The sequence below is a fragment of the Stenotrophomonas sp. pho genome (genome assembly GCF_006228405.1).
In the GTDB taxonomy this organism is placed as follows: Bacteria; Pseudomonadota; Gammaproteobacteria; order Xanthomonadales; family Xanthomonadaceae; genus Stenotrophomonas; species Stenotrophomonas sepilia.
The window spans coordinates 1,985,776-2,004,453 of sequence record NZ_CP029759.1 but is presented as its reverse complement, the minus strand read 5'-3'; the positions used below and the strand labels follow the sequence as shown (position 1 = coordinate 2,004,453).

Annotated in this window: 17 protein-coding genes and 2 pseudogenes; 8 read left to right on the top strand and 11 right to left on the bottom strand. The window is 68.0% G+C overall.

All coding sequences use genetic code 11. The annotated features are described in order from the left end of the window. Positions 1-13: 13 nt before the first annotated feature. The gene (gene dapB / locus DL544_RS09445; RefSeq protein WP_080375120.1) at positions 14-733 is read right to left on the bottom strand and encodes a 4-hydroxy-tetrahydrodipicolinate reductase; all 720 of its coding nucleotides are present in this window, start codon (positions 731-733) and stop codon (positions 14-16) included. Positions 734-876: 143 nt separating this feature from the next. Between dapB and DL544_RS09440 the strand changes: the two genes are divergently transcribed. Next, the gene (locus DL544_RS09440) at positions 877-1,338 is read left to right on the top strand and encodes a DUF4304 domain-containing protein (RefSeq protein ID WP_065177640.1); all 462 of its coding nucleotides are present in this window, start codon (positions 877-879) and stop codon (positions 1,336-1,338) included. Between the two features lie 84 nt (positions 1,339-1,422). On the opposite strand, the gene DL544_RS09435 is transcribed toward DL544_RS09440, so the two are convergent. The 3 genes and pseudogenes from DL544_RS09435 to DL544_RS09425 form a co-directional block, all read right to left on the bottom strand. Beyond that, positions 1,423-1,668, bottom strand: coding sequence for a DUF6587 family protein (locus tag DL544_RS09435; protein ID WP_065177612.1), 246 nt, complete (start codon positions 1,666-1,668; stop codon positions 1,423-1,425). Beyond that, positions 1,668-3,532 (bottom strand): annotated as a pseudogene (gene feoB / locus DL544_RS09430) (ferrous iron transporter B). Before feoB ends, DL544_RS09435 begins: the two are co-directional and overlap by 1 nt. Next, the gene (locus DL544_RS09425; RefSeq protein WP_005416370.1) at positions 3,529-3,783 is read right to left on the bottom strand and encodes a FeoA family protein; all 255 of its coding nucleotides are present in this window, start codon (positions 3,781-3,783) and stop codon (positions 3,529-3,531) included. The pseudogene feoB and the gene DL544_RS09425 overlap by 4 nt, the downstream one beginning before the upstream one ends. A gap of 119 nt (positions 3,784-3,902) precedes the next feature. On the opposite strand from DL544_RS09425, the pseudogene DL544_RS09420 reads away from it, so the two are divergent. The 5 genes and pseudogenes from DL544_RS09420 to yeiP form a co-directional block, all read left to right on the top strand. Beyond that, positions 3,903-4,666, top strand: a pseudogene (locus DL544_RS09420) (enoyl-CoA hydratase-related protein); the annotation flags it as partial. A 25-nt stretch (positions 4,667-4,691) separates the two neighbouring features. Continuing rightward, positions 4,692-5,093 carry a VOC family protein gene (locus tag DL544_RS09415; RefSeq protein WP_095378822.1) on the top strand — a complete coding sequence of 134 codons (402 nt, stop codon included), beginning with the start codon at positions 4,692-4,694 and terminating at the stop codon, positions 5,091-5,093. Further along, positions 5,090-5,983: a hydroxymethylglutaryl-CoA lyase gene (locus DL544_RS09410; RefSeq protein ID WP_139727043.1), complete on the top strand. Its 894-nt coding sequence runs from the start codon at positions 5,090-5,092 to the stop codon at positions 5,981-5,983. Before DL544_RS09415 ends, DL544_RS09410 begins: the two co-directional genes overlap by 4 nt. Before the next feature lie 100 nt (positions 5,984-6,083). Then, on the top strand, positions 6,084-6,854 hold the full coding sequence (locus DL544_RS09405) for an SDR family oxidoreductase (RefSeq protein WP_139727042.1): 771 nt from the start codon (positions 6,084-6,086) through the stop codon (positions 6,852-6,854). Positions 6,855-6,901: 47 nt separating this feature from the next. After that, a complete protein-coding gene (gene yeiP, locus DL544_RS09400) occupies positions 6,902-7,468 on the top strand; it encodes an elongation factor P-like protein YeiP (RefSeq protein ID WP_005409468.1) in 567 nt (188 codons plus the stop codon). 162 nt (positions 7,469-7,630) lie between these two features. On the opposite strand, the gene DL544_RS09395 is transcribed toward yeiP, so the two are convergent. The 4 genes from DL544_RS09395 to DL544_RS09380 all read right to left on the bottom strand — a co-directional run bounded on the left by DL544_RS09395 (position 7,631) and on the right by DL544_RS09380 (position 13,114). Continuing rightward, positions 7,631-8,323, bottom strand: a complete 693-nt coding sequence (locus DL544_RS09395; protein ID WP_139727041.1) for a COG3650 family protein — start codon at positions 8,321-8,323, stop codon at positions 7,631-7,633. Positions 8,324-8,406: 83 nt separating this feature from the next. Continuing rightward, positions 8,407-8,799 carry a nuclear transport factor 2 family protein gene (locus DL544_RS09390; RefSeq protein WP_005416364.1) on the bottom strand — a complete coding sequence of 131 codons (393 nt, stop codon included), beginning with the start codon at positions 8,797-8,799 and terminating at the stop codon, positions 8,407-8,409. Then, positions 8,780-11,929 carry a multidrug efflux RND transporter permease subunit gene (locus tag DL544_RS09385; RefSeq protein WP_139727040.1) on the bottom strand — a complete coding sequence of 1,050 codons (3,150 nt, stop codon included), beginning with the start codon at positions 11,927-11,929 and terminating at the stop codon, positions 8,780-8,782. The genes DL544_RS09390 and DL544_RS09385 overlap by 20 nt, the downstream gene beginning before the upstream one ends. Positions 11,930-11,965: 36 nt before the next feature. Next, positions 11,966-13,114: an efflux RND transporter periplasmic adaptor subunit gene (locus tag DL544_RS09380; RefSeq protein ID WP_065196766.1), complete on the bottom strand. Its 1,149-nt coding sequence runs from the start codon at positions 13,112-13,114 to the stop codon at positions 11,966-11,968. A gap of 129 nt (positions 13,115-13,243) precedes the next feature. Between DL544_RS09380 and DL544_RS09375 the strand changes: the two genes are divergently transcribed. Then, complete coding sequence (locus tag DL544_RS09375; protein ID WP_005416361.1) at positions 13,244-13,960, top strand: response regulator; 717 nt, start codon at positions 13,244-13,246, stop codon at positions 13,958-13,960. Then, on the top strand, positions 13,960-15,036 hold the full coding sequence (locus tag DL544_RS09370) for an ATP-binding protein (protein ID WP_065177603.1): 1,077 nt from the start codon (positions 13,960-13,962) through the stop codon (positions 15,034-15,036). Before DL544_RS09375 ends, DL544_RS09370 begins: the two co-directional genes overlap by 1 nt. On the opposite strand, the gene DL544_RS09365 is transcribed toward DL544_RS09370, so the two are convergent. The 3 genes from DL544_RS09365 to DL544_RS09355 all read right to left on the bottom strand — a co-directional run bounded on the left by DL544_RS09365 (position 15,014) and on the right by DL544_RS09355 (position 18,601). Next, positions 15,014-16,810 (bottom strand): DUF7844 domain-containing protein, encoded by a 1,797-nt coding sequence (locus DL544_RS09365; RefSeq protein ID WP_139727039.1) that lies wholly within the window; start codon positions 16,808-16,810, stop codon positions 15,014-15,016. The genes DL544_RS09370 and DL544_RS09365 overlap by 23 nt on opposite strands. Positions 16,811-16,850: 40 nt before the next feature. Beyond that, positions 16,851-17,150, bottom strand: a complete 300-nt coding sequence (locus DL544_RS09360) for a DUF2388 domain-containing protein (RefSeq protein ID WP_065196996.1) — start codon at positions 17,148-17,150, stop codon at positions 16,851-16,853. Positions 17,151-17,212: 62 nt separating this feature from the next. Further along, positions 17,213-18,601, bottom strand: coding sequence for an FAD-binding oxidoreductase (locus tag DL544_RS09355; RefSeq protein WP_139727038.1), 1,389 nt, complete (start codon positions 18,599-18,601; stop codon positions 17,213-17,215). Positions 18,602-18,678: the final 77 nt, after the last annotated feature.

The following is an 18,678-nucleotide window of genomic DNA, read 5'->3' as shown; positions in this document are numbered from 1 at the left end:
GAATCAGCCCGCCTTACTGCAGCAGGTCCCGCACGCGGTAGCTGCCCGGGGCCCGGCCCTGCAGCTGGCGGGCGGCAAACAGGGCGCCGCGGGCGAAGATGTCGCGATTGGTGGCCCGGTGTACCAGCTCGATGCGCTCGCCCAGCCCGGTGAACTGCACCAGATGCTCGCCTACGATGTCGCCGGCGCGCAGGCTGGCGTAGTGCGGCTCCGCCCCGCCCCGCTGCGCGGCCGCGCCCAGGGTCAATGCAGTGCCCGATGGCGCGTCCTTCTTCTGGGTGTGGTGCGATTCGACGATGTCGCAGTCCCAGCCGGCCAGCGCCTGCGCCGCGCGCTCCACCAGTTCGTCCAGTACCGCCACGCCCAGGCTGAAGTTCGAGGCCCATACCAGCGGGATCTTCGCCGCCGCGGCGTCCAGCGCCTGGCGCTGTGTGCTGGAGATACCGGTGGTACCCGACACCAGCCCGGCCCCGCGATCCACGCACAGCGCCAGCAGCGGGTCGAAGCCCTCCGGCAGGCTGAAGTCAATAGCCACGTCGAACACCGGCGCACCGGGCAATTCGCTGGCCGCGAAGAACGGCACACCGTCGACTACGCGCTGGGCCGGCGCGCGACCGGTCACGGCGGCCACGATCTGCAGGGTTTCGGAATGTTCGGCGGCCAGCCGCAGCAGGGCTTGGCCCATGCGCCCGGAGGCACCGTGAATGAGCAATCGCAGGGGAGTCTGGTTCATGCCTGCAGGCTAGCGGCAGCACGCCCGCTCCGGCAAGCGCCATCGCTGCGATGCTGCATGCCCCTGCGATGACGGGTTTGCCACTGGACGCGGCAACGCTCCACTTCAAGTCTGTGGCCCTTCCCTCAGCCCGGGCAAAACCCATGAAATCCTCGACCGTCTTCAGCAAATGCGCCAGGAAGACCGGTTATGCCGGGACGTCGACCACGCGCTACCGCTTGCTGGATGCCGCCCTGCTTGTCGTTAATCACCAGCGCGCCAGCGAAAGCCGGGGCTTCTATGTGAATGCTGGACTCTACTTTCCAGAGCTGCTCGCGTATCCCCTCGCGCCTGACGATCTTGAAACGGCTTTCCGGTACCGCTCCAGCATTCCCACGCCCCATGTCGACTGGCGGATCGAAGAAACGCCGGGCCTGCGCCGGACCTTCATCCAGCAGGATCTTGATGACCTGCTGGAGGCCGGCAACCGCGACGCGCTGAAGGCCCTGCTGCTCGATGCCCTGGCCGACGTGGCGGGTTTCGCAGCAGCCCATGGAAACCGCGAATCGGTGCGGCGATTGAATCAGGGCGGGAACTTCCGCGCGATCATCCGCAGAGAGGTCTGAACCCGGCGCGTGCGAACCAAGCTTCGCATCGACAGGTCGAAAGTTCGCACCCTCCGGACAGCCGCCGTCGAGCATGGCTGGACGCTACTTCTTGGTCGGCCCGCAGCTGTCGCACCCCCCACAGGCACCGCCCCCACCGCTGGCCGGTGGTGCGATCTTCCGCCCCAGCGCCTGCAGCCAGGCCGCGCGACCCGGCTTCAGCAGGGCCAGCGCCAAGGCCCCGCGCAGCGTGCGCACGGTGCCCGGGAACTGCTTCTTCAGCACCACCCAGGCACTGACCAGCACGGCCACCGCGATGATCAGGTACTGGATCAGCAGCCCGGTATCCATCAGCCGCCTCCCAGCGCCTTGGTCACCTGGTAGGTGATCAGCGCGGCCACGTAAGCCGCGGCAAACAGGTAGAACGCGGCAAAGCCCATCTGCTTCCACGAGTTGGTCTCGCGCTTGATGGTGGCCAGCGTCGAGATGCACATCGGGGCGTAGATGTACCAGACCAGCAGCGACAGCGCGGTCGCCAGCGACCAGCCATCGCTGATCAGCGGGGTCAGCGCCTGGCTGGCGGCATCGTCATCGGCGGCCGACAGCGCATACACGGTGGCCAGCGAAGACACCGCCACCTCGCGCGCGGCCAGTCCCGGGATCAGCGCAATGCAGATCTGCCAGTTGAAGCCCAGCGGCGCGAAGAACACCGCCATCGCATGGCCGATCTGGCCGGCGTAGCTGTAGTCGATGGCTGGCATCGTGGCATCGGCCGGGGCCGCCGGGAACGACAGCAGCACCCACAGCAGGATGGTCAGCGCCAGGATGATGCCGCCGACACGCTTGAGGAAGATCATGCCGCGCTCATACAGGCCCACCGCCAGGTCACGCACATGTGGCAGGCGGTACGACGGCAGCTCCAGCATCAGCGGATGCTCGCTCTTGTCGCGGCGCCACTTCTTCATGATCCACGACATCGCCAGCGCACTGAGGATGCCGGCGGCGTACAGGCCGAACAGCACCAGGCCCTGCTGGTTGAACACCCCCACACCGTCTTCTGCGGAATGAACGCACCGATCAGCAGGGCGTACACCGGCAGGCGCGCCGAGCAGGTCATCAGCGGTGCGACCAGGATGGTGGCCAGGCGGTCACGCGGGTCCTGGATGCTGCGCGTGGACATGATGCCCGGCACCGCGCAGGCGAAGCTGGACAGCAGCGGGATGAACGAGCGGCCGGACAGGCCGGCGGCGGCCATCATGCGGTCGAGCAGGAACGCCGCACGTGGCAGGTAGCCGGATTCCTCCAGCACCAGGATGAAGAAGAACAGGATCAGGATCTGCGGCAGGAACACCACCACGCCACCGACGCCGGCGATGATGCCGTCGGTCAGCAGGCTGGCCAGCGGACCCTCCGGCAACACGCTGCCAACGAGAGCGCCGAGCCAGGCGAAGCCAGCCTCGATGCCATCCATCAACGGCGTCGCCCAGGCGTACACCGCCTGGAAGATCAGGAACATCACCACTGCAAGGCTGATCAGCCCGAACACCGGGTGCAGCAGCCAGCGGTCCAGCGCGTCGTCGATCTTCGCGGTCCGCGCCGGCATCCGCACGGCGACCGACAGGATCTCGCGCACCTTGGCGTGGTAGTCGATGCCACCTTCCGGGCCCGGCACCGGTGCATCCAGGTGCGGCACCATCGCATCGAGGCGTTCGACCAGGGCCTTGGCACCCTGCTTGCGCACCGCTACGGTCTCCACCACCGGTACGCCCAGCTCGCGCTCCAGCGCGGCCACGTCCACCTGGATGCCACGGCGCTGGGCCGCATCGACCATGTTCAGGGCGACCACCATCGGCTTGCCCAGTTCACGCAGCTCCAGCGCGAAGCGCAGGTGCAGGCGCAGGTTGGTGGCGTCGATCACGCACAGCAGCACGTCCGGCGCAGCTTCGCCCGGGTAGAAGCCCCGGCACAGGTCACGGGTGATCGCCTCATCCAGGCTGGCCGGATGCAGGCTGTAGGCACCCGGCAGGTCGAGCACGGCGAATTCGCGGCCGGACGGCGCGCGCAGGCGACCTTCCTTGCGCTCTACGGTGACGCCGGTGTAGTTGGCGACCTTCTGCCGGCTGCCGGTCAGCTGGTTGAACAGCGCGGTCTTGCCGCTGTTGGGGTTCCCGACCAGCGCGATGCGCAGCGGTGAGGCGGAGACAGTGGCGGTCATGCACGTCGTTCCTGGCTGGCAGCGTCGACCACGACGCGCTTGGCTTCACTGATCCGCAGCGCGAACCGGGTGAACCCGACCTGCACCAGCAGCGGCTCGCCCCCCACCGGGCCCTTGGCCACCAAGCGTACTTCCTCGCCATTCACGAAACCCAGCTCGCGCAGGCGACGGGCAATGGCATCGTTGGCATGCAGGTCCTGCACGGACTCGACCACGGCCGAGGTGTGCAGCGGCAGTTCGGACAGCGTCATCTAGCGTGTTCTCTGCTGGATGTAAATGGTTCTCGATTCTAACATTCCCGCGTCGCGTCATGGCCCATGACCAATGGCCCGCTATGATCCATACAGGTATGGAGTGACCCTGGAATCCCATGAACGATGCTTTGCAGATCGAGCGCCGTGGCGCTGTCCTCACCCTCTGGCTGAACCGGCCGGAGCTGCACAACGCCTTTGACGCCAGCCTGATCGCCCGGCTGACTGCCGCACTGGAAGCCGCCGGCGGCGATGATTCGGTCCGGGCCGTGGTGGTCGCCGGTCACGGCGCTTCCTTCTCGGCCGGTGCCGACATGCAGTGGATGCGCGGCATGGCCGCCGCCAGCGAGGCCGACAACCGCGAGGACTCGCTGGCCCTGGCGCGGCTGATGCGCACCCTGGACGAGCTGCCCAAGCCGACCCTGGCCCGGGTCCATGGCGCCGCCTTCGGGGCGGCGTCGGCCTGGTCGCCTGCTGCGACATCGCCATCGCCAGCACCTCGGCCCGCTTCGGCCTGACCGAAAGCCGCCTCGGCCTGCTGCCGGCGGTGATCTCGCCCTACGTGATCGAGGCCATCGGCCCGCGCCAGGCGCGGCGCTGGTTCGCCACCGGCGAGCACTTCGATGCCGACACCGCGCTGCGCATCGGCCTGGTCCACCAGCTGGTCGAGCCCGAACGCCTGGACGAAGCCCTGGAACGCCAGCTGGCCCTGCTCGACAAGGCCGGCCCGATCGCCTCGTCCACCGCCAAGCAGCTGGTGCGGCAGGTCCGCGACAGCCATGACCGCGACGCGCTGGATCGGGATAATGCCGCCCTGATCGCGCGCCTGCGGGTGTCCGCCGAGGGCCAGGAAGGCCTGGGCGCCTTCCTCGACAAGCGCGCCCCCACTGGGTCACGGAAGCCTGAACATGCTCGATCATCTTGGTTTGACCAGCGCCGACCTGGCGCGCAGCAGGACCTTCTTCCTGCAGGCACTGGCGCCGCTGCAGATCGACGTCGTGATGGAAGTGAGCGCCGAAGAAACCGGTGACCACGACCACATCGGCTTCGGCAGCGACGGCAAGCCGTTCTTCTGGCTCGGCAATGGCGGCACCACCAGTCACGGCGTGCACGTGGCCTTTGCCTGCACCCGCCGCGCGCAGGTGGACGCCTTCCACGCCGCCGCTCTCGCCGCCGGTGGCCGCGACAACGGCGCCCCGGGCCTGCGCCCGTGGTACCACCCGGATTACTACGCCGCCTTCGTGCTCGACCCGGACGGCAACAACATCGAAGCGGTCTGCCACCGTCCGTCCGATGGGGCAGCCGCATGAGCGATTACGTCCGCATCGTCGAGGTCGGCCCGCGTGATGGGCTGCAGAACGAAAAGCAGTCGGTGTCCACCGCCGACAAGATCGAACTGATCAACCGCCTGTCGGCCACCGGCCTGCGCAGCATCGAGGCGACCAGTTTCGTCAGCCCGAAGTGGATCCCGCAACTGGCCGACGCCGCCGAGGTCTATGCCGGCATCCAGCGCCGGCCGGGCGTGCACTACCCGGTACTGGTGCCGAACGAACAGGGCTACGACCGCGCCCGTGCGGTGGGCGTGGAGGAAGTGGCGGTGTTCACCGCCGCCTCCGAGGCCTTCAACCGTACCAATACCAATGCCGGCATCGACGAATCGCTGGCCCGGTTCGAGCCGATCCTGCGCCGCGCCGCCGCCGATGGCGTGCGCGTGCGCGGCTATGTCTCCACCGCACTCGGCTGCCCCTACCAGGGCGAGGTGCCGCTGGCCGACGTGGTGCGGGTGGCGCGCGCCCTGCACCAGATGGGTTGTTACGAAATCTCACTGGGCGACACCATCGGCGTCGGCACCCCGCGCAAGGCACGGGCGATGCTGCAGGCGGTTGCCGCCGAGATTCCGATGACGGCACTGGCCGTGCACTTCCACGACACCTACGGCCAGGCCATCGCCAACATCGCCACCTGCCTGGAAGAAGGCGTGCGCGTGGTCGACAGCGCGGTCTCCGGCGCCGGTGGCTGCCCGTATGCCAAGGGCGCCAGCGGCAACGTCGCCAGCGAGGATGTGGTCTACCTGCTGCAGGGCCTGGGCCTGGACAGCGGCGTGGACCTGCCGGCACTGGCCGAGACCGGCCGCTGGCTGGCCGGCCTGCTCGGTCGCGCCACCGCCAGCCGCACCGGCCAGGCGCTGGCCGCCGGCTGACCGCTGCACTGCGCCGCCCTGCACCGGCGGCGCAGTGCACAACAGCGGCGGTCACGGCTTCCGTTAGAATCGGCGGTTCTCGAACCTGCAGGACCGTTCAATGCAGCTGTCTTCCGTACGTGCCGTGATCACTGGCGGCGTCTCCGGCCTCGGCCTGGCCGTGGCCCAGCACCTCGTCGCCCAGGGCGGCAAGGTGGCCCTGTTCGACCTCAACGACGCCAAGGGCGCCGCCGCCGTTGCCGATCTGGGTGCCGACAAGGCCCGCTATTTCAACGTCAACGTCAGCGATGAAGCGGCCGTCTCGGCAGCCATCGACCAGGCCCACGATTTCCTCGGCGGCCTGAACGTGGCGATGAACTGCGCCGGCATCCTCGGCGCCGGCCGCGTGCTGGGCAAGGACGGCCCGATGCCGCTGGCCGGCTTCCAGGGCACGGTGATGGTCAATCTGGTCGGCAGCTTCAATGTCGCCAAGGCCGCCGCCAACCGCATGCAGCACAACGAGGCCGGCATCGATGGCGAGCGCGGGGTGATCATCAACACCGCCAGCATCGCCGCCTATGAGGGCCAGATCGGCCAGGCCGCGTATGCCGCCAGCAAGGGCGGCGTGGTGTCGATGACGCTGCCGATGGCACGCGAACTGTCGCGCTTCGGCATCCGCGTCAATACCATCGCCCCGGGCGTGTTCTGGACGCCGATGGTCGATGGCATGCCCGAAGCCGTGCAGCAGTCGCTGGCCGCCTCGATCCCGTTCCCGCCGCGCCTGGGCAAGCCGGAAGACTTCGCCAGCCTGGTCGGCTTCATCCTTGGCAACACCTACCTCAACGGCGAGACCATCCGCCTGGACGGCGCTACCCGCCTCGCTCCGAAGTGATTCCCCCGGGCGCCGGGACGGCGCCCTCCCCAACGACCTAGATCACCATGAAAGCCAACGACATTAAGAAGGGCAACGTCGTCGAGTACAACAACGGCGTGTACCAGATCCGCGACATCGAGCGCAGCTCGCCTCAGGGTCGCGGCGGCAACGTCCGCTTCCGCTTCATCATGTACAGCGTGCCGGGAGGCAACAAGCTCGACGCCAGCTTCGATGCCGACGACAACCTGGTCGAGGTCGAACTGCTGCGCCGCCAGTCCACCTATTCGTACAAGGACGGCGATGCCTTCGTGTTCCTGGATGACGAGGACTACACCCCGTACACCCTGGATGCGGACGTGATCGGCGATGACGCCGGTTACATCACCGACGGCCTGACCGGCATCTACGTGCAGGTGATCGACGAGCAGCCGGTGGCGATCCAGCTGCCGGCCTCCGTGGTGCTGGAAGTGATCGAGACGCCGCCGGAACTGAAGGGTGGCACCGCCACCAAGCGCCCGAAGCCGGCCAAGCTCAACACCGGCATCGAGATCATGGTGCCGGAGTACATCGTCAACGGCGAGCGCGTGCTGGTGAACACCGCCACCGGCGAATTCGCCGGCCGTGCCGACTAAGCACCCTGCGCCGATCGCCTGCCGATCGCTGCCTGCGGCAAGTTCGCCGCAGGCAGCAAGCAGCGCATCGCTGACAGTAGTTGTGTAGAGCCGAGCCCGTGCTCGGCTGCGGTGGGTTGGACAGGTACTGCAGCCGAGCGTGGGCTCGGCTCTACAGGTAACTTACGGCTGCTTCGCGCCGAAATTGCCGCAGCCGTGGTACTGGCGCGTACCGACGGTCAGCATCACCTTCGCCTCGAACGCCTCCCCGCTCATATCGTCCTGGCAGGTAGTGCGCTGGAAACTCAGCTTGACGTCGGTACCATCGGACGCCTTGCCGCTCCAGCCGTCGGCTCCCTTGGTTGGCTTGGCCACGTCAAAGCGGCGCTCGCCATAGTCAACTTCCACCTGCAGGCCCGGCATATTGCCATCGACGACTGCAAGCCATCCGGGTTCATTGCCGGTGGCACGGAACGCGGCATTGCCGGCGCTGCCATCGCCTTCGCCAGCTTCCACCGCATGGCACTCGCGATCCGGCTCGCCCTTCAGGCTCAGCAGGCCATCATCGCTGCCCTTGGTCCAGAAGCTGTTGCCAAGGCCATCGCTGTACTTGGCGCCGGATGCCGCGCGCTCGGAGGTCATGGCGAAGCTACGCTCGCCGATCACCAGCGTGGCAGCATCCTCGCCATTGAAGGTCGCGCGCACGCTCAGATCACCACACTGGTAGGCGGTCTCGCTGCCACCTTCCGTGTTGGCGCTCGGCTTCGGCGTGGCAGGCGAGGGGTCATTGCTGCCCGCCGCGGGTGCCTGGGCCGGCTGGCACGCGGCCAGGACCAACCCCAGGGAGGCTGCCAACAGACTGGGAACTACACGCATGGCTCGACTCCTTGTCGACACTACAGGAATGCTCGACCCTACCACCTCGCGGTGAGCGGGGCCTGAAAACAGCCTGACCGCACTCATGCGGCCAGCACCGCCATCGACAGCAGCTGCGCGCCACTGCCGCCGGAACTGCAGGTCCAGACCCGCAACAGGCGCAGCTTCAGTTCACGCTCCCGGCCCTGCCGCCACACCGACATCCGCACGTCGCTGGACAGCAACGCCAGACGGCCACACAGCAGCGTTTCCACCGCGTGCAGCTGCAGGCTTCGTACCTGCAGGTCACCGGCCAACCAATCACGCAGCCACGGCAGATCGAGCATGCGGCCACCGTGGCCGTCCATCAGGAACAGGGCCGGCGATACCAGCGCGTTCAACGCATCGTGATTGTTATCCAGCAGCGCTGCGCACAGGCGCTGCTCCAGCGCCATCAACTGCTGCTCATGCAGATCTTCAACGATGTTCCGTTCCATCCACGGTTCCTCCCGGCATCGGCCGGCGCCTGCGCAGGCGCTGCGCGATCCACTGCCGCGCGCCCTGCACCACTACATAGAAGACCGGCACGAAGAACACCGCCAGCACGGTCGCACTGACCATGCCGCCGAACACGCCGGTTCCAATTGCCTGCTGGGTTTCCTTCGACGCGCCCTGTGCCAGCATCAGTGGCACCACGCCCAGCGCGAACGCCAGCGAGGTCATCACGATCGGACGCAGGCGCAGCCGCGCCGCCTCCAGCGCTGCTTCAACCAGGCCGCGCCCCTGCTGCTGCAGCTGCCGCGCGAATTCGACGATGAGGATCGCGTTCTTCGCCGACAGCCCGATCACGGTGATCATGCCGACCTTGAAGAACACGTCGTTGGGCATGCCGCGCAACAGCACCGCGGCGACCGCGCCAAGCAGGCCCAGGGGCACCACCAGCAGCACCGCCAACGGAATCGACCAGCTCTCGTACAGCGCGGCAAGCACCAGGAAGACCACCAGCATCGACAACAGCAGCAGCCACGGCGCCTGCGCCCCCGACTCACGCTCCTGCAGCGACTGGCTGGTCCATTGCAGGGCGAAGCCGGACGGCAGCTTTTCGGCCAACCGCTCCATCTCCGCCATGGCCTGGCCGGTCGACACGCCAGAGGCCGGGGCGCCGGACAGGTTCAGCGCCGGGAAACCAAGATAGCGTTGCAGCTGCAACGGCGCCTCGGTCCAGTGCGGGGTGACCAGCTCGGACAACGCCACCATGCCGCCCTCGCTGTTGCGCACGTACAGCTTCAGCACGTCTTCCAGCTCCATCCGGTGCGGCGCATCGGCCTGCAGGATCACCTGCTGCAGCCGTCCCTTGTTCGGGAAGTCGTTGACGTACTGCGAGCCCATGGCCGCCGACAGCGTGCTGCTGATGTGCTCGAAGCCCACGCCCATCGCCTCGGCCTTGGCGCGGTCGATCTCCAGCCGCACGCTGGTGCCGGCTGGCAGGCCATCGGCATGCACCTCCGACAGCAGCGGGCTGGCTTCGGCCAGCTTCAGCAGCTGCTGCAGGGCTGCGCGCAGTTCGGCCTGGCCCTGCCCGGTACGCGCCTGCAGGGCCAGCGAGAAGCCGGAGGAACGACCCAGGCTGTCGATGGCCGGCGGCATCACGCTCATCACCTCACCCTCGGCAACCGTGGCCATCGCCTGCTGTGCGGCCTCCACCTCACCGGCCGCGGTTGCGCCTGCGCGCTCACCCCAGTCCTTCAGCATGGTGTAGGTCAGCGCCGCACTCGGGCCGGAACCGGAAAAGCTGTAGCCGAGGATCGACTGGTTGGAGCCGATGCCCGGACGCGAGGCCACGTGCCGTTCGTAGGCTTCGACAACGGCCAGCGTACGCTCGGCCGTCGCCTCGGCCGGCAGCTGGATCGAGGTCATGAAATAGCCCTGGTCTTCTTCCGGCAGGAATGCACCCGGCAGCCAGTGCAGGCCCAGCAGCAACGCCGCCACCAGCGCGGCGAACACGCCCATCACCCGCCCGCTCCGCTGCAGCACCGACGCCACACCACGCTGGTAACGCCCGGTCATCCGCTCGAAGCCCCGGTTGAAACCGCCGAACAGCCCGCCGCGACCGTAATGGCCGTGGGTGGCCTGGCGCAGCAGGGTCGCGCACAGCGCCGGCGTCAGACTCAGGGCCAGCAGCGCAGAGAACAGGATCGACACCGCCATCGCCACGGTGAACTGGCGGTAGATCGCGCCCACCGAACCGCTGGCCAGCGCCATCGGGATGAACACCGCAGTCAGCACCAGGGTAATGCCGATCACTGCGCCGGTCAGTTCACGCATCGCCTTGATGGTGGCCTCGCGCGGCGGCAGGCCCTCCTCGGCCATGATCCGTTCCACGCCCTCGACCACCACGATCGCGTCGTCGACGATGATGCCGATGGCCAGCACCATGCCGAACATGGTCAGTACGTTGATCGAGAAGCCCAGCGCCAGCATCACCGCGAACGTACCCAGCAGCGCGATCGGTGCGACCAACGCCGGGATCAGCGTGTAACGCCAGTTCTGCAGGAACAGGTACATCACCGCGAACACCAGCAGCATCGCCTCCAGCAGGGTCTGCACCACCTTCTGAATCGAGATCTTCACGAACGGCGCGGTGTCGAACGGGATGCTCGCTTCCACCCCGCGCGGCAGCAGGGGCGCCAGCTCAGCAATGCGCTCACGCACCGCCGCAGCGGTACGCACCGCGTTCGCGCCCGGGCGCAGCTGCACGCCGGCGGCGGTGGCTGGATGGCCGTCCTCGCGGGTGCCCCAGGCATAGCTCTGCGCGCCCAGCTCGACGCGGGCGACATCACCCAGCACCACCCGTGAACCGTCGGCGCCGGCACGCAGTACGATCGCCGCGAACTGTTCGGGCGTGGACAACTGGCCGTCGGCACTGAGCGGCACGGTGATGCGCTGGCCTGGAACACCCGGCGAATCACCAATGCGTCCTGGCGAAATCTCCAGATTCTGCTGCTCGATCGCGGTTGCCACATCGCCCATGGTCAGGCCGTAGCCGGTCAACCGGGTCGGGTCCAGCCACACGCGCATCGCCTGCTCGGCACCGAACAACTGCACGCGGCCGACGCCATCGATACGGCGCAGCTCTTCGATGATGTTGCGCGCCATGAAATCGCCCAGCGCCGCCTCGCTGACGCTGGCATCGGGCGAACGCAGGCCGACCAGCATCAGGAGGCCGGAATCAGCGGCCTCCACGAACAGCCCGTTCTGGCGCACGCTGCGCGGCAGCCGCGGTTCGATCGCCTTGATCCGGTTCTGCACGTCCACCTGCGCCAGCTCCGGATTGGTGCCGGGCTTGAAGGTGGCAGTGATCGACGCTTCGCCGGACGCGTCCACCGACGACTCGAAGTACAGCAGGTGCTTGACGCTGGACAGCTCGCGCTCGATCAGGCCAACCACGGCATCATTCAGCGTCTGCGGGCTGGCACCCGGGTAGCTGGCATAGATGCTGACGCTGGGCGGGGCGACTGCTGGATAGCGCTCCACCGCCAGCCGCGGGATCGCCAGCACGCCGGCCAGGATGATGAAGATCGCCAGCACCCAGGCGAACACCGGGCGATCGATGAAGAAACGTGCCATGTTGGATTTCCCTGGAGGGACCGGCCCCGGAAAGGCTCAGCCCTTGCTGCCGGCCTGCACTGCACCGGCGCTGGCGACCGGCATCTGCCAGTCGCGCGCATCGACCACCACGCCTTCCTGCAGGCGCTCCTGGCCCTCGACCACCACCTTCTCGCCGGCCTTCAGGCCCGTGCGCACCAGCCACTGGCGATCGACACTGCCGTCCACTTCCAGCGTGCGGATCACCGCCTTGCCGTCGGCGCCGATCACCCAGGCATAGGCCTGGCCACCGGCGCTGCGCAGCACCGCCTGCTGTGGCACGGTCAATGCACTGGCCGGCGCGCCACGTGGCACCCTCGCGCGCACGTACATGCCGGGCAGCAGCTGTCGCTGCGGGTTGTCGACCAGGATGCGCAGGATGACATCACCGGTTCGCGCATCGACATTGATGCCGGAGAACAGCAGTTGGCCGCGTTCGGGCAGTGGCTTGCCGCTGGCACCGATGATCGTCACCGGCAGCTCGCCGCCACCGGCGGCACTGCGCTGCAGAGACTCCAGCTGCGCCGCCGGTTGGCGCACATCGACGTAGACCTGGTCGATCTGCTGCACCACTGCCATCGGCTCGGCATCGGCCACGCCCACCAGTGCGCCTTCGGTCACCAGCGCCTGGTCGATGCGGCCGGCAATCGGCGCGCTGACCGTGGCATAGCGCAGGTCAAGCTGGCGACGGGCCAGGATCGCGCGCGCTTCGTTCACCGCGGCACGGGCCTGTTCGTACTCGGCACTGGCATCGTCGCGATGCTGTTGGCTGACCGCCTGTGCGGCGGCCAGCGCATGCAGGCGCTGCGACTGCACGCGGCTGCGGCCCAGCGCCGCTTCGCTGCGCTGAAGGGCTGCCAGTGCCGAATCAACATCTGCACGGAACGCCGCCGGATCGATCTGGAACAGGGCCTGGCCGGCGCTCACTTCTGCGCCTTGGTCGAACAGGCGGCGCTGCACGATGCCGCCCACCTGGGCACGGATCTGTGCGGTGCGCACGGCAGCCACGCGGCCGGGCAGTTCGTCATCGCGCTGTACCACCTGCGGGCCGACGGTGACCACGCTGACACGCGGTGCGGCTTCGGGAGTGGCTTCGGGGGTTGAGCAGGCCGTCATGGCCAGGGCGAGGGCCGCGATCAACGCGACCGGAGTCCTGAAGGTTCTCATTGCTGTGCACAATGCCGCGCAGGCGGCGGATAGGTTCTGAAGCGCGCAGTGTGCGTGGCAATGATGGGGTTTCGATGGAGGAACTGTGGAGATACGATGGAGGCAAGCACCTTACGGCCCCGCCCCTGCATGCATGCCTCCCCCGCCCTCGCCGCCCTGGTCCTGATCGTCGAGGATGAGGCCGAGATCGCCGATATTCTCAGCGCCTACCTGGAACGCGAAGGACTGCGCACGCTGCGCGCGGCCGATGGCCATAGCGCACTGGACCTGCATCGCAGCGCCCGCCCCGACCTGGTCCTGCTCGATGTACAGCTGCCACGCCTGGATGGCTGGAGCGTGCTGACCCAGCTGCGCCAGCGTGGTGAGACGCCGGTGATCATGCTGACCGCGCTGGACCAGGACCTGGACAAGCTGACCGCGCTGCGCATGGGTGCCGACGACTACGTGGTCAAGCCGTTCAACCCGGCCGAGGTGGCGGCGCGCGTGCGCGCGGTGCTGCGGCGTACGCTGCGCGCCTCGCGCGTGGACGCGCCCACTGCGCTGCGCGTCGGCCCGCTGCTGATCGACTCGGCCACCCACGCCGTGCACGTGGAGGGCGAAGGCTATAGTCACGAAGTGCTGCTCACGCTCACCGAGTTCAAGCTGCTGCACTGCATGGCGCTGGCACCGACCCGCATCTTCAGCCGCAGCGAGCTGATGCACGAATGCCTGCCGGAAAGCGAAGCGCTGGAGCGCACTGTCGACAGCCATGTCAGCAAGCTGCGCCGCAAGCTGGACGAAGTGGGCATGGTCAATGTTCCGGCCAGTGTGCGCGGCGTCGGCTACCGGTTGATGGCTGACCGCTGATGGCCCGACTGCGCCGTTCCGGGCTCAGCCGCCACATCATCGTCTCGATGTCGCTGATGGTGATCGGCGTCATCGTGATGATGATCCTGTCGTCGTGGCTGCTGTACGCGGTGCTGGTCGAGTTCTTCCCCGGAAGTACCGAAGAGCCGGAAAGTTGGCTGCCGACCGGGCCGGAGCTTGCATGGATGGTGGGCGTGATCCTGACCGGCCTGGCGCTGGCCATCGCCGCCTCGTTCCGCCTCGCCCACCGCATCCTGTCGCCGTTGAATTCGCTGGTGGACAGCGTGCGTGCGCTCGCCAGCGGTGACCTTGGGGCGCGCGCCAACGTCGAGGAGAATTCGCCGGGCGAAGTGGCAACCCTGGTTGAGGACTTCAATGCGATGGCGCGCCGCCTGCAGCACATGGAGAGCGAGCGCGCGATGTGGCATGCGGCCATCGCACATGAGCTGCGTACTCCGGTGACGATCCTGCGCGGCCGCCTGCAGGGACTGGCCGAGGGCGTGTTCCAGCCGGACGAGTCGCAGTTCCGCAGCCTGCTCGCCCAGGTCGAAGGGCTGTCGCGACTGATTGAAGATCTGCGCGTGCTGAGCCTGTCCGACAATGCGCGGCTGGACGTGCGTCGCGCACGCACCGACGTGGTGGCCGAGGTGCATTCGGTGATGACGCTGGTCGACCCGCAGTTCCGCGCTGCGGGCTTCGTGCTGGAACTGGAAACCAGCCGCGAGGAACACAACGCGCACTGTGATCCCACGCGCCTGCGCCAGGCGCTGCTGGCGCTGCTGGAGAACGCGCGTCGCTATGCCAGCCCAGGCAAGGTGCGCATCGCCGTGCATGACACGCCGGGCCATGTGCAGGTGGCCATCGAGGATGAAGGCCCGGGGATCGATCCCGGACTGCATGCCGACATCTTCACTCCGTTCATGCGCGCCGACGGCTCACGTTCGCGCCAGGGCGGTGGCAGCGGGCTTGGCCTGGCGGTGGTCAAGGCCATCGCCGATGCACATGGTGGCCGTGCCTGCTGCACGCCCGGCAGCTGCGGCGGCAGCCGTTTCGTCATCGAACTGCCGCGCCAGTAGCCGGACCAGCGGCCTGCGTGCGCAGGTGTGCTCCCAGCGCGGCCAGATTGGCGTCGATCGCATCCATTTCCTCACGCTGCTGCGCCGGCAACTGCTGGCGAAGCTGCACACGCAATGCCTGCCATGCCGGTACCGCCTGCGCACTGGCAGTGGCCACGGCCGCAGACAGCAGTACCTGCTCGTCGCCCAGCGGCAACCCATAGCCGCCGTCCTGCAGCAGCGTCCCCGGGCGCAACCACTGCCCACTCTGCGCCAGCAGGCCGCGCAGGCTGCGGGTTTCCGCGCTGTCCGCAGCAGCCAGCAGCTGCCGCTTGAGCACATCGCGTGCCCGCAGCTCGGCACGCCGCTGTGCGGCCTGTTCCAGCAACAGCAGGCCGGCACTGGCGCGCAGGTCGCCCTTCAGCAGCCACGGTGCCCGTTGTTCCGCCGGCAGCTTCAACCAGCCGCGCACATCGCGGGCAGGCAGGCTCAGCTGGGTCGCCGCCACTGTGAACAACTGCTGGTAGTGGTCGCGCGCGGAAGCGAAGTAATACCCCTGTGCCTGCGCGGCGTTGCGGTCCGTGAGTACCCGCTCGTCGAGCATGCCCAGCCGCGCCAGCCGGCGCTTGAGACCACGCGGACTCAGCTGGGCCAGCCCGGCCTCGCCCAGCCGCGGCACTCCGGCCTGCAGCAGCTTGGCGGTCTCCACCGCACAGTTGTTGCTGACGAAGTAATAGCGCCCGTCATAGCTCCAGTGCACCTGGGCGGTGCGCTCGAGCAGGCTGGCGATCTCATCGCGCTGCAGCCGCAATGGCAGCGACTGCAGGCCGCGCAGTTCGACCTTGGTGTACTCGTCCACCACCTGCTGCAGCGGCAGCACGAACAGCCGCGACGGGTAGCCGCCGGTCAAGCCGCGCCAGTTGGATATCTGTACGTCGCCCACGAACGCGCGGAAGGACAGCACGCGATGGTATTCAAGATCCAGCCGGCAGTCCGGTCCCGGCGCGCGCCCGGGCCTGCAGATCACCAATCGCAGCATGCTGTGGCCCCAGCGGCTCATCGGCTGCGCGCTGCCTTCGGCGAACAGGTAATCCACGGCGTAGACACGCGCGGGGTCGAGCTGCAGCAGCGATGCCGCCCCCTCTTCCGATTCGGCCTGCAGCAAGGGCAACGCGGTCGCGCAGTGCGACTGCGGCAGCGATGGCGGGGTTCCGAAATGGGCCTGGTACCACCGCGCCAGTGCCGGGCGCCGGCAGGCGAACTCGCTGTCGAGCACGAAATGCTCGGCGTTCACTGCCAGGTACTCGGCCGGGTCCTTCAGTTCATACGCATCGGGGCTGCGGTCACGGAAGTCGTTGTCGCCACGGCCGAGATGCCAGGGCTTGCGCTGCCAACCCGCGAGGTCACGCCATCGCATGCTCTGCGACCAGTTCGCACCGCCACGGTCGGCGACGTGCGTCAGTTCGTGTACCAGCGCGCTGCGGCGTGCGCGCCGGGCGCCCGGCGCACTGTCGCCCAGCAGACTCCGGCGCAACGCGATACGGCCAGCGAAGGTGCGGCCATGCACATCGGCCGGCAGGTCATCCGTCCAGCGCACCCGTACCTGCGCCGGCAACGCAGCCAGCAGGCCGTCCGGCAATAGTGACTGCACGTCGGCCAGGGTCTGGCTGGCGAGCCGCTGCTGCGCCGGATCGAGACCGGACGGATCAAGCTGCAGGCGATCAGCTGCAGACGCGACGTGGGCGGTCAGCAGTAGAGCCACGCCAAGCGTGGCGGCGTTCCGTGCAGATGTCATGGAATTGCCGGCCAGCGGCCGGCACTACCCGAAGGCCGGATCAACGCGCCAGCAGTGTGCGGGCCAGTTCCAGGTCGCTCTGCTGCTGCGCGGCGGCGCTCTGCTCACGCAGGTGGGCCAGTGCGGCCTGCAGGCGGGCGCCACGGATCTGGCCGTCGCTGGCAACGAACGCAGCGGCATCGTCGCGCGCGGCCAGCACCACCTTGTCGTCACCCGAGCTGCTGCCCGAGGAGCCGGAGGAAGCACCGGTGGCAGAACCGGCCGAGGTGCCGGCGAAGCTGGAAGCAAAGCCGGCCAGCGGCAGGGACAGCAGGGCGAGCAGCAGAAGCGGACGGGTCATCGGTTCGAAGCCGGTTGTGAGGATGGGTGGAGCGTAACGGGTGCGTGAAGGATTTGCCCGGCTCAGGCGTCAAACAGCTTGCCGGGATTCAGCCGCGCTTGGGGATCGAACGCGCGTTTGACCGCCTTCATCAGCGCGATTTCGGCCGGGCCGCGGGTGCTGTCCAGGTAGCCCTTCTTGACCAGGCCGATGCCATGCTCGGCCGAGATGCTGCCATCGAAACGCGCCAGCACCTGCGCCAGCAGCTTGGTGACGTGCTCGCACTGCGCCACGAAATCGGCGTCACTGGTGTCGTCGGGCTTGATCACGTTGATATGCAGGTTGCCGTCGCCGATGTGGCCGAACCAGACCACGTCGAAGTGCGGGTAGGCTTGCCCGATCAGCGCCTGGGTCTCGGCCAGGAACGCCGGCATCGCCGAGATCCGTACCGAGACGTCGTTCTTGTAGGGTTTGTAGCGCGCCAGCGATTCGGTGATGCCTTCGCGCAGGCGCCACAGCTGGGCGGCCTGGGCGTCGCTGGCACTGATCACCCCGTCGCTGACCCAGCCGTTGCCCATGCAGTCCTCGAAGGCCGCCATCGCCGCCGCTTCCTGCGCTTCGTCGTTGGCGGCGAACTCGGTGACCACGTAGTACGGGTGCACCTCGTCGAACGGCGCCTGCGCGCCGTGCGCCAGCACATGTTCCAGCGCGCGGTCGGTGAAGAACTCGAAGGCCTGCAGTTGCAGGCGCGCGCGGAACGCGGCGAACACCTGCATCAGCACTTCGAAGCTGGGTACTGCCAGCAGCATCACGTTGCTGGCCGGCGGCGGGTCAGTCAGCTTAACGGTGGCTTCGACGATCACGCCCAGCGTGCCCTCCGAACCGATCAACAGCTGGCGGAAGTCATAGCCGCTGGAGTTCTTGATCAGGCCCTTGTTGAGCTCGAGCAGTTCGCCACTGGCGGTGACCACCTTCAGCCCGGCGATCCACTCGCGGGTGTTGCCGTAGCGGATCACGCGGATGCCGCCGGCATTGGTGGCAATGTTGCCGCCGATCGTGCACGAGCCGCGCGCGGCGAAATCCACCGGGTAGATCAGGCCGTGGTCCAGCGCGGCGTTGTGCACGGCCTCCAGCGGCATGCCGGCCTGCACCACCAGGGTGCGATCGACCGCGTCGTAGTCCAGCGCCCTGTTCATCCTCTCCAGGCTGAGCACCAGCTCGCCGTTGGCCGCCACCGCGCCACCCGAGAGGCCGGTGCGGCCGCCCGACGGCACCACCGCCACGCCCTCGGCGGCACTCCAGCGCATCACCGCCTGTACCTCCTCGACCGTGGCCGGCAGTGCGATCGCCAGCGGCGCCGGCGTCCAGCGCCGGGTCCAGTCGCGCCCGTAATGCTCCAGGTCGGCCGGGTCGGTCTTCAGCTTCAGGCCGGGACAGGCCTGCTGCAGCGAGGCAATGCGGGAATCGGTCATGACGGTCCAGCGCGGGGCGTGAAGAACGGGCAAGCGTGCCAGCGGCACGCGCCAGCGTCCAGCCCTGCAGACAGGCA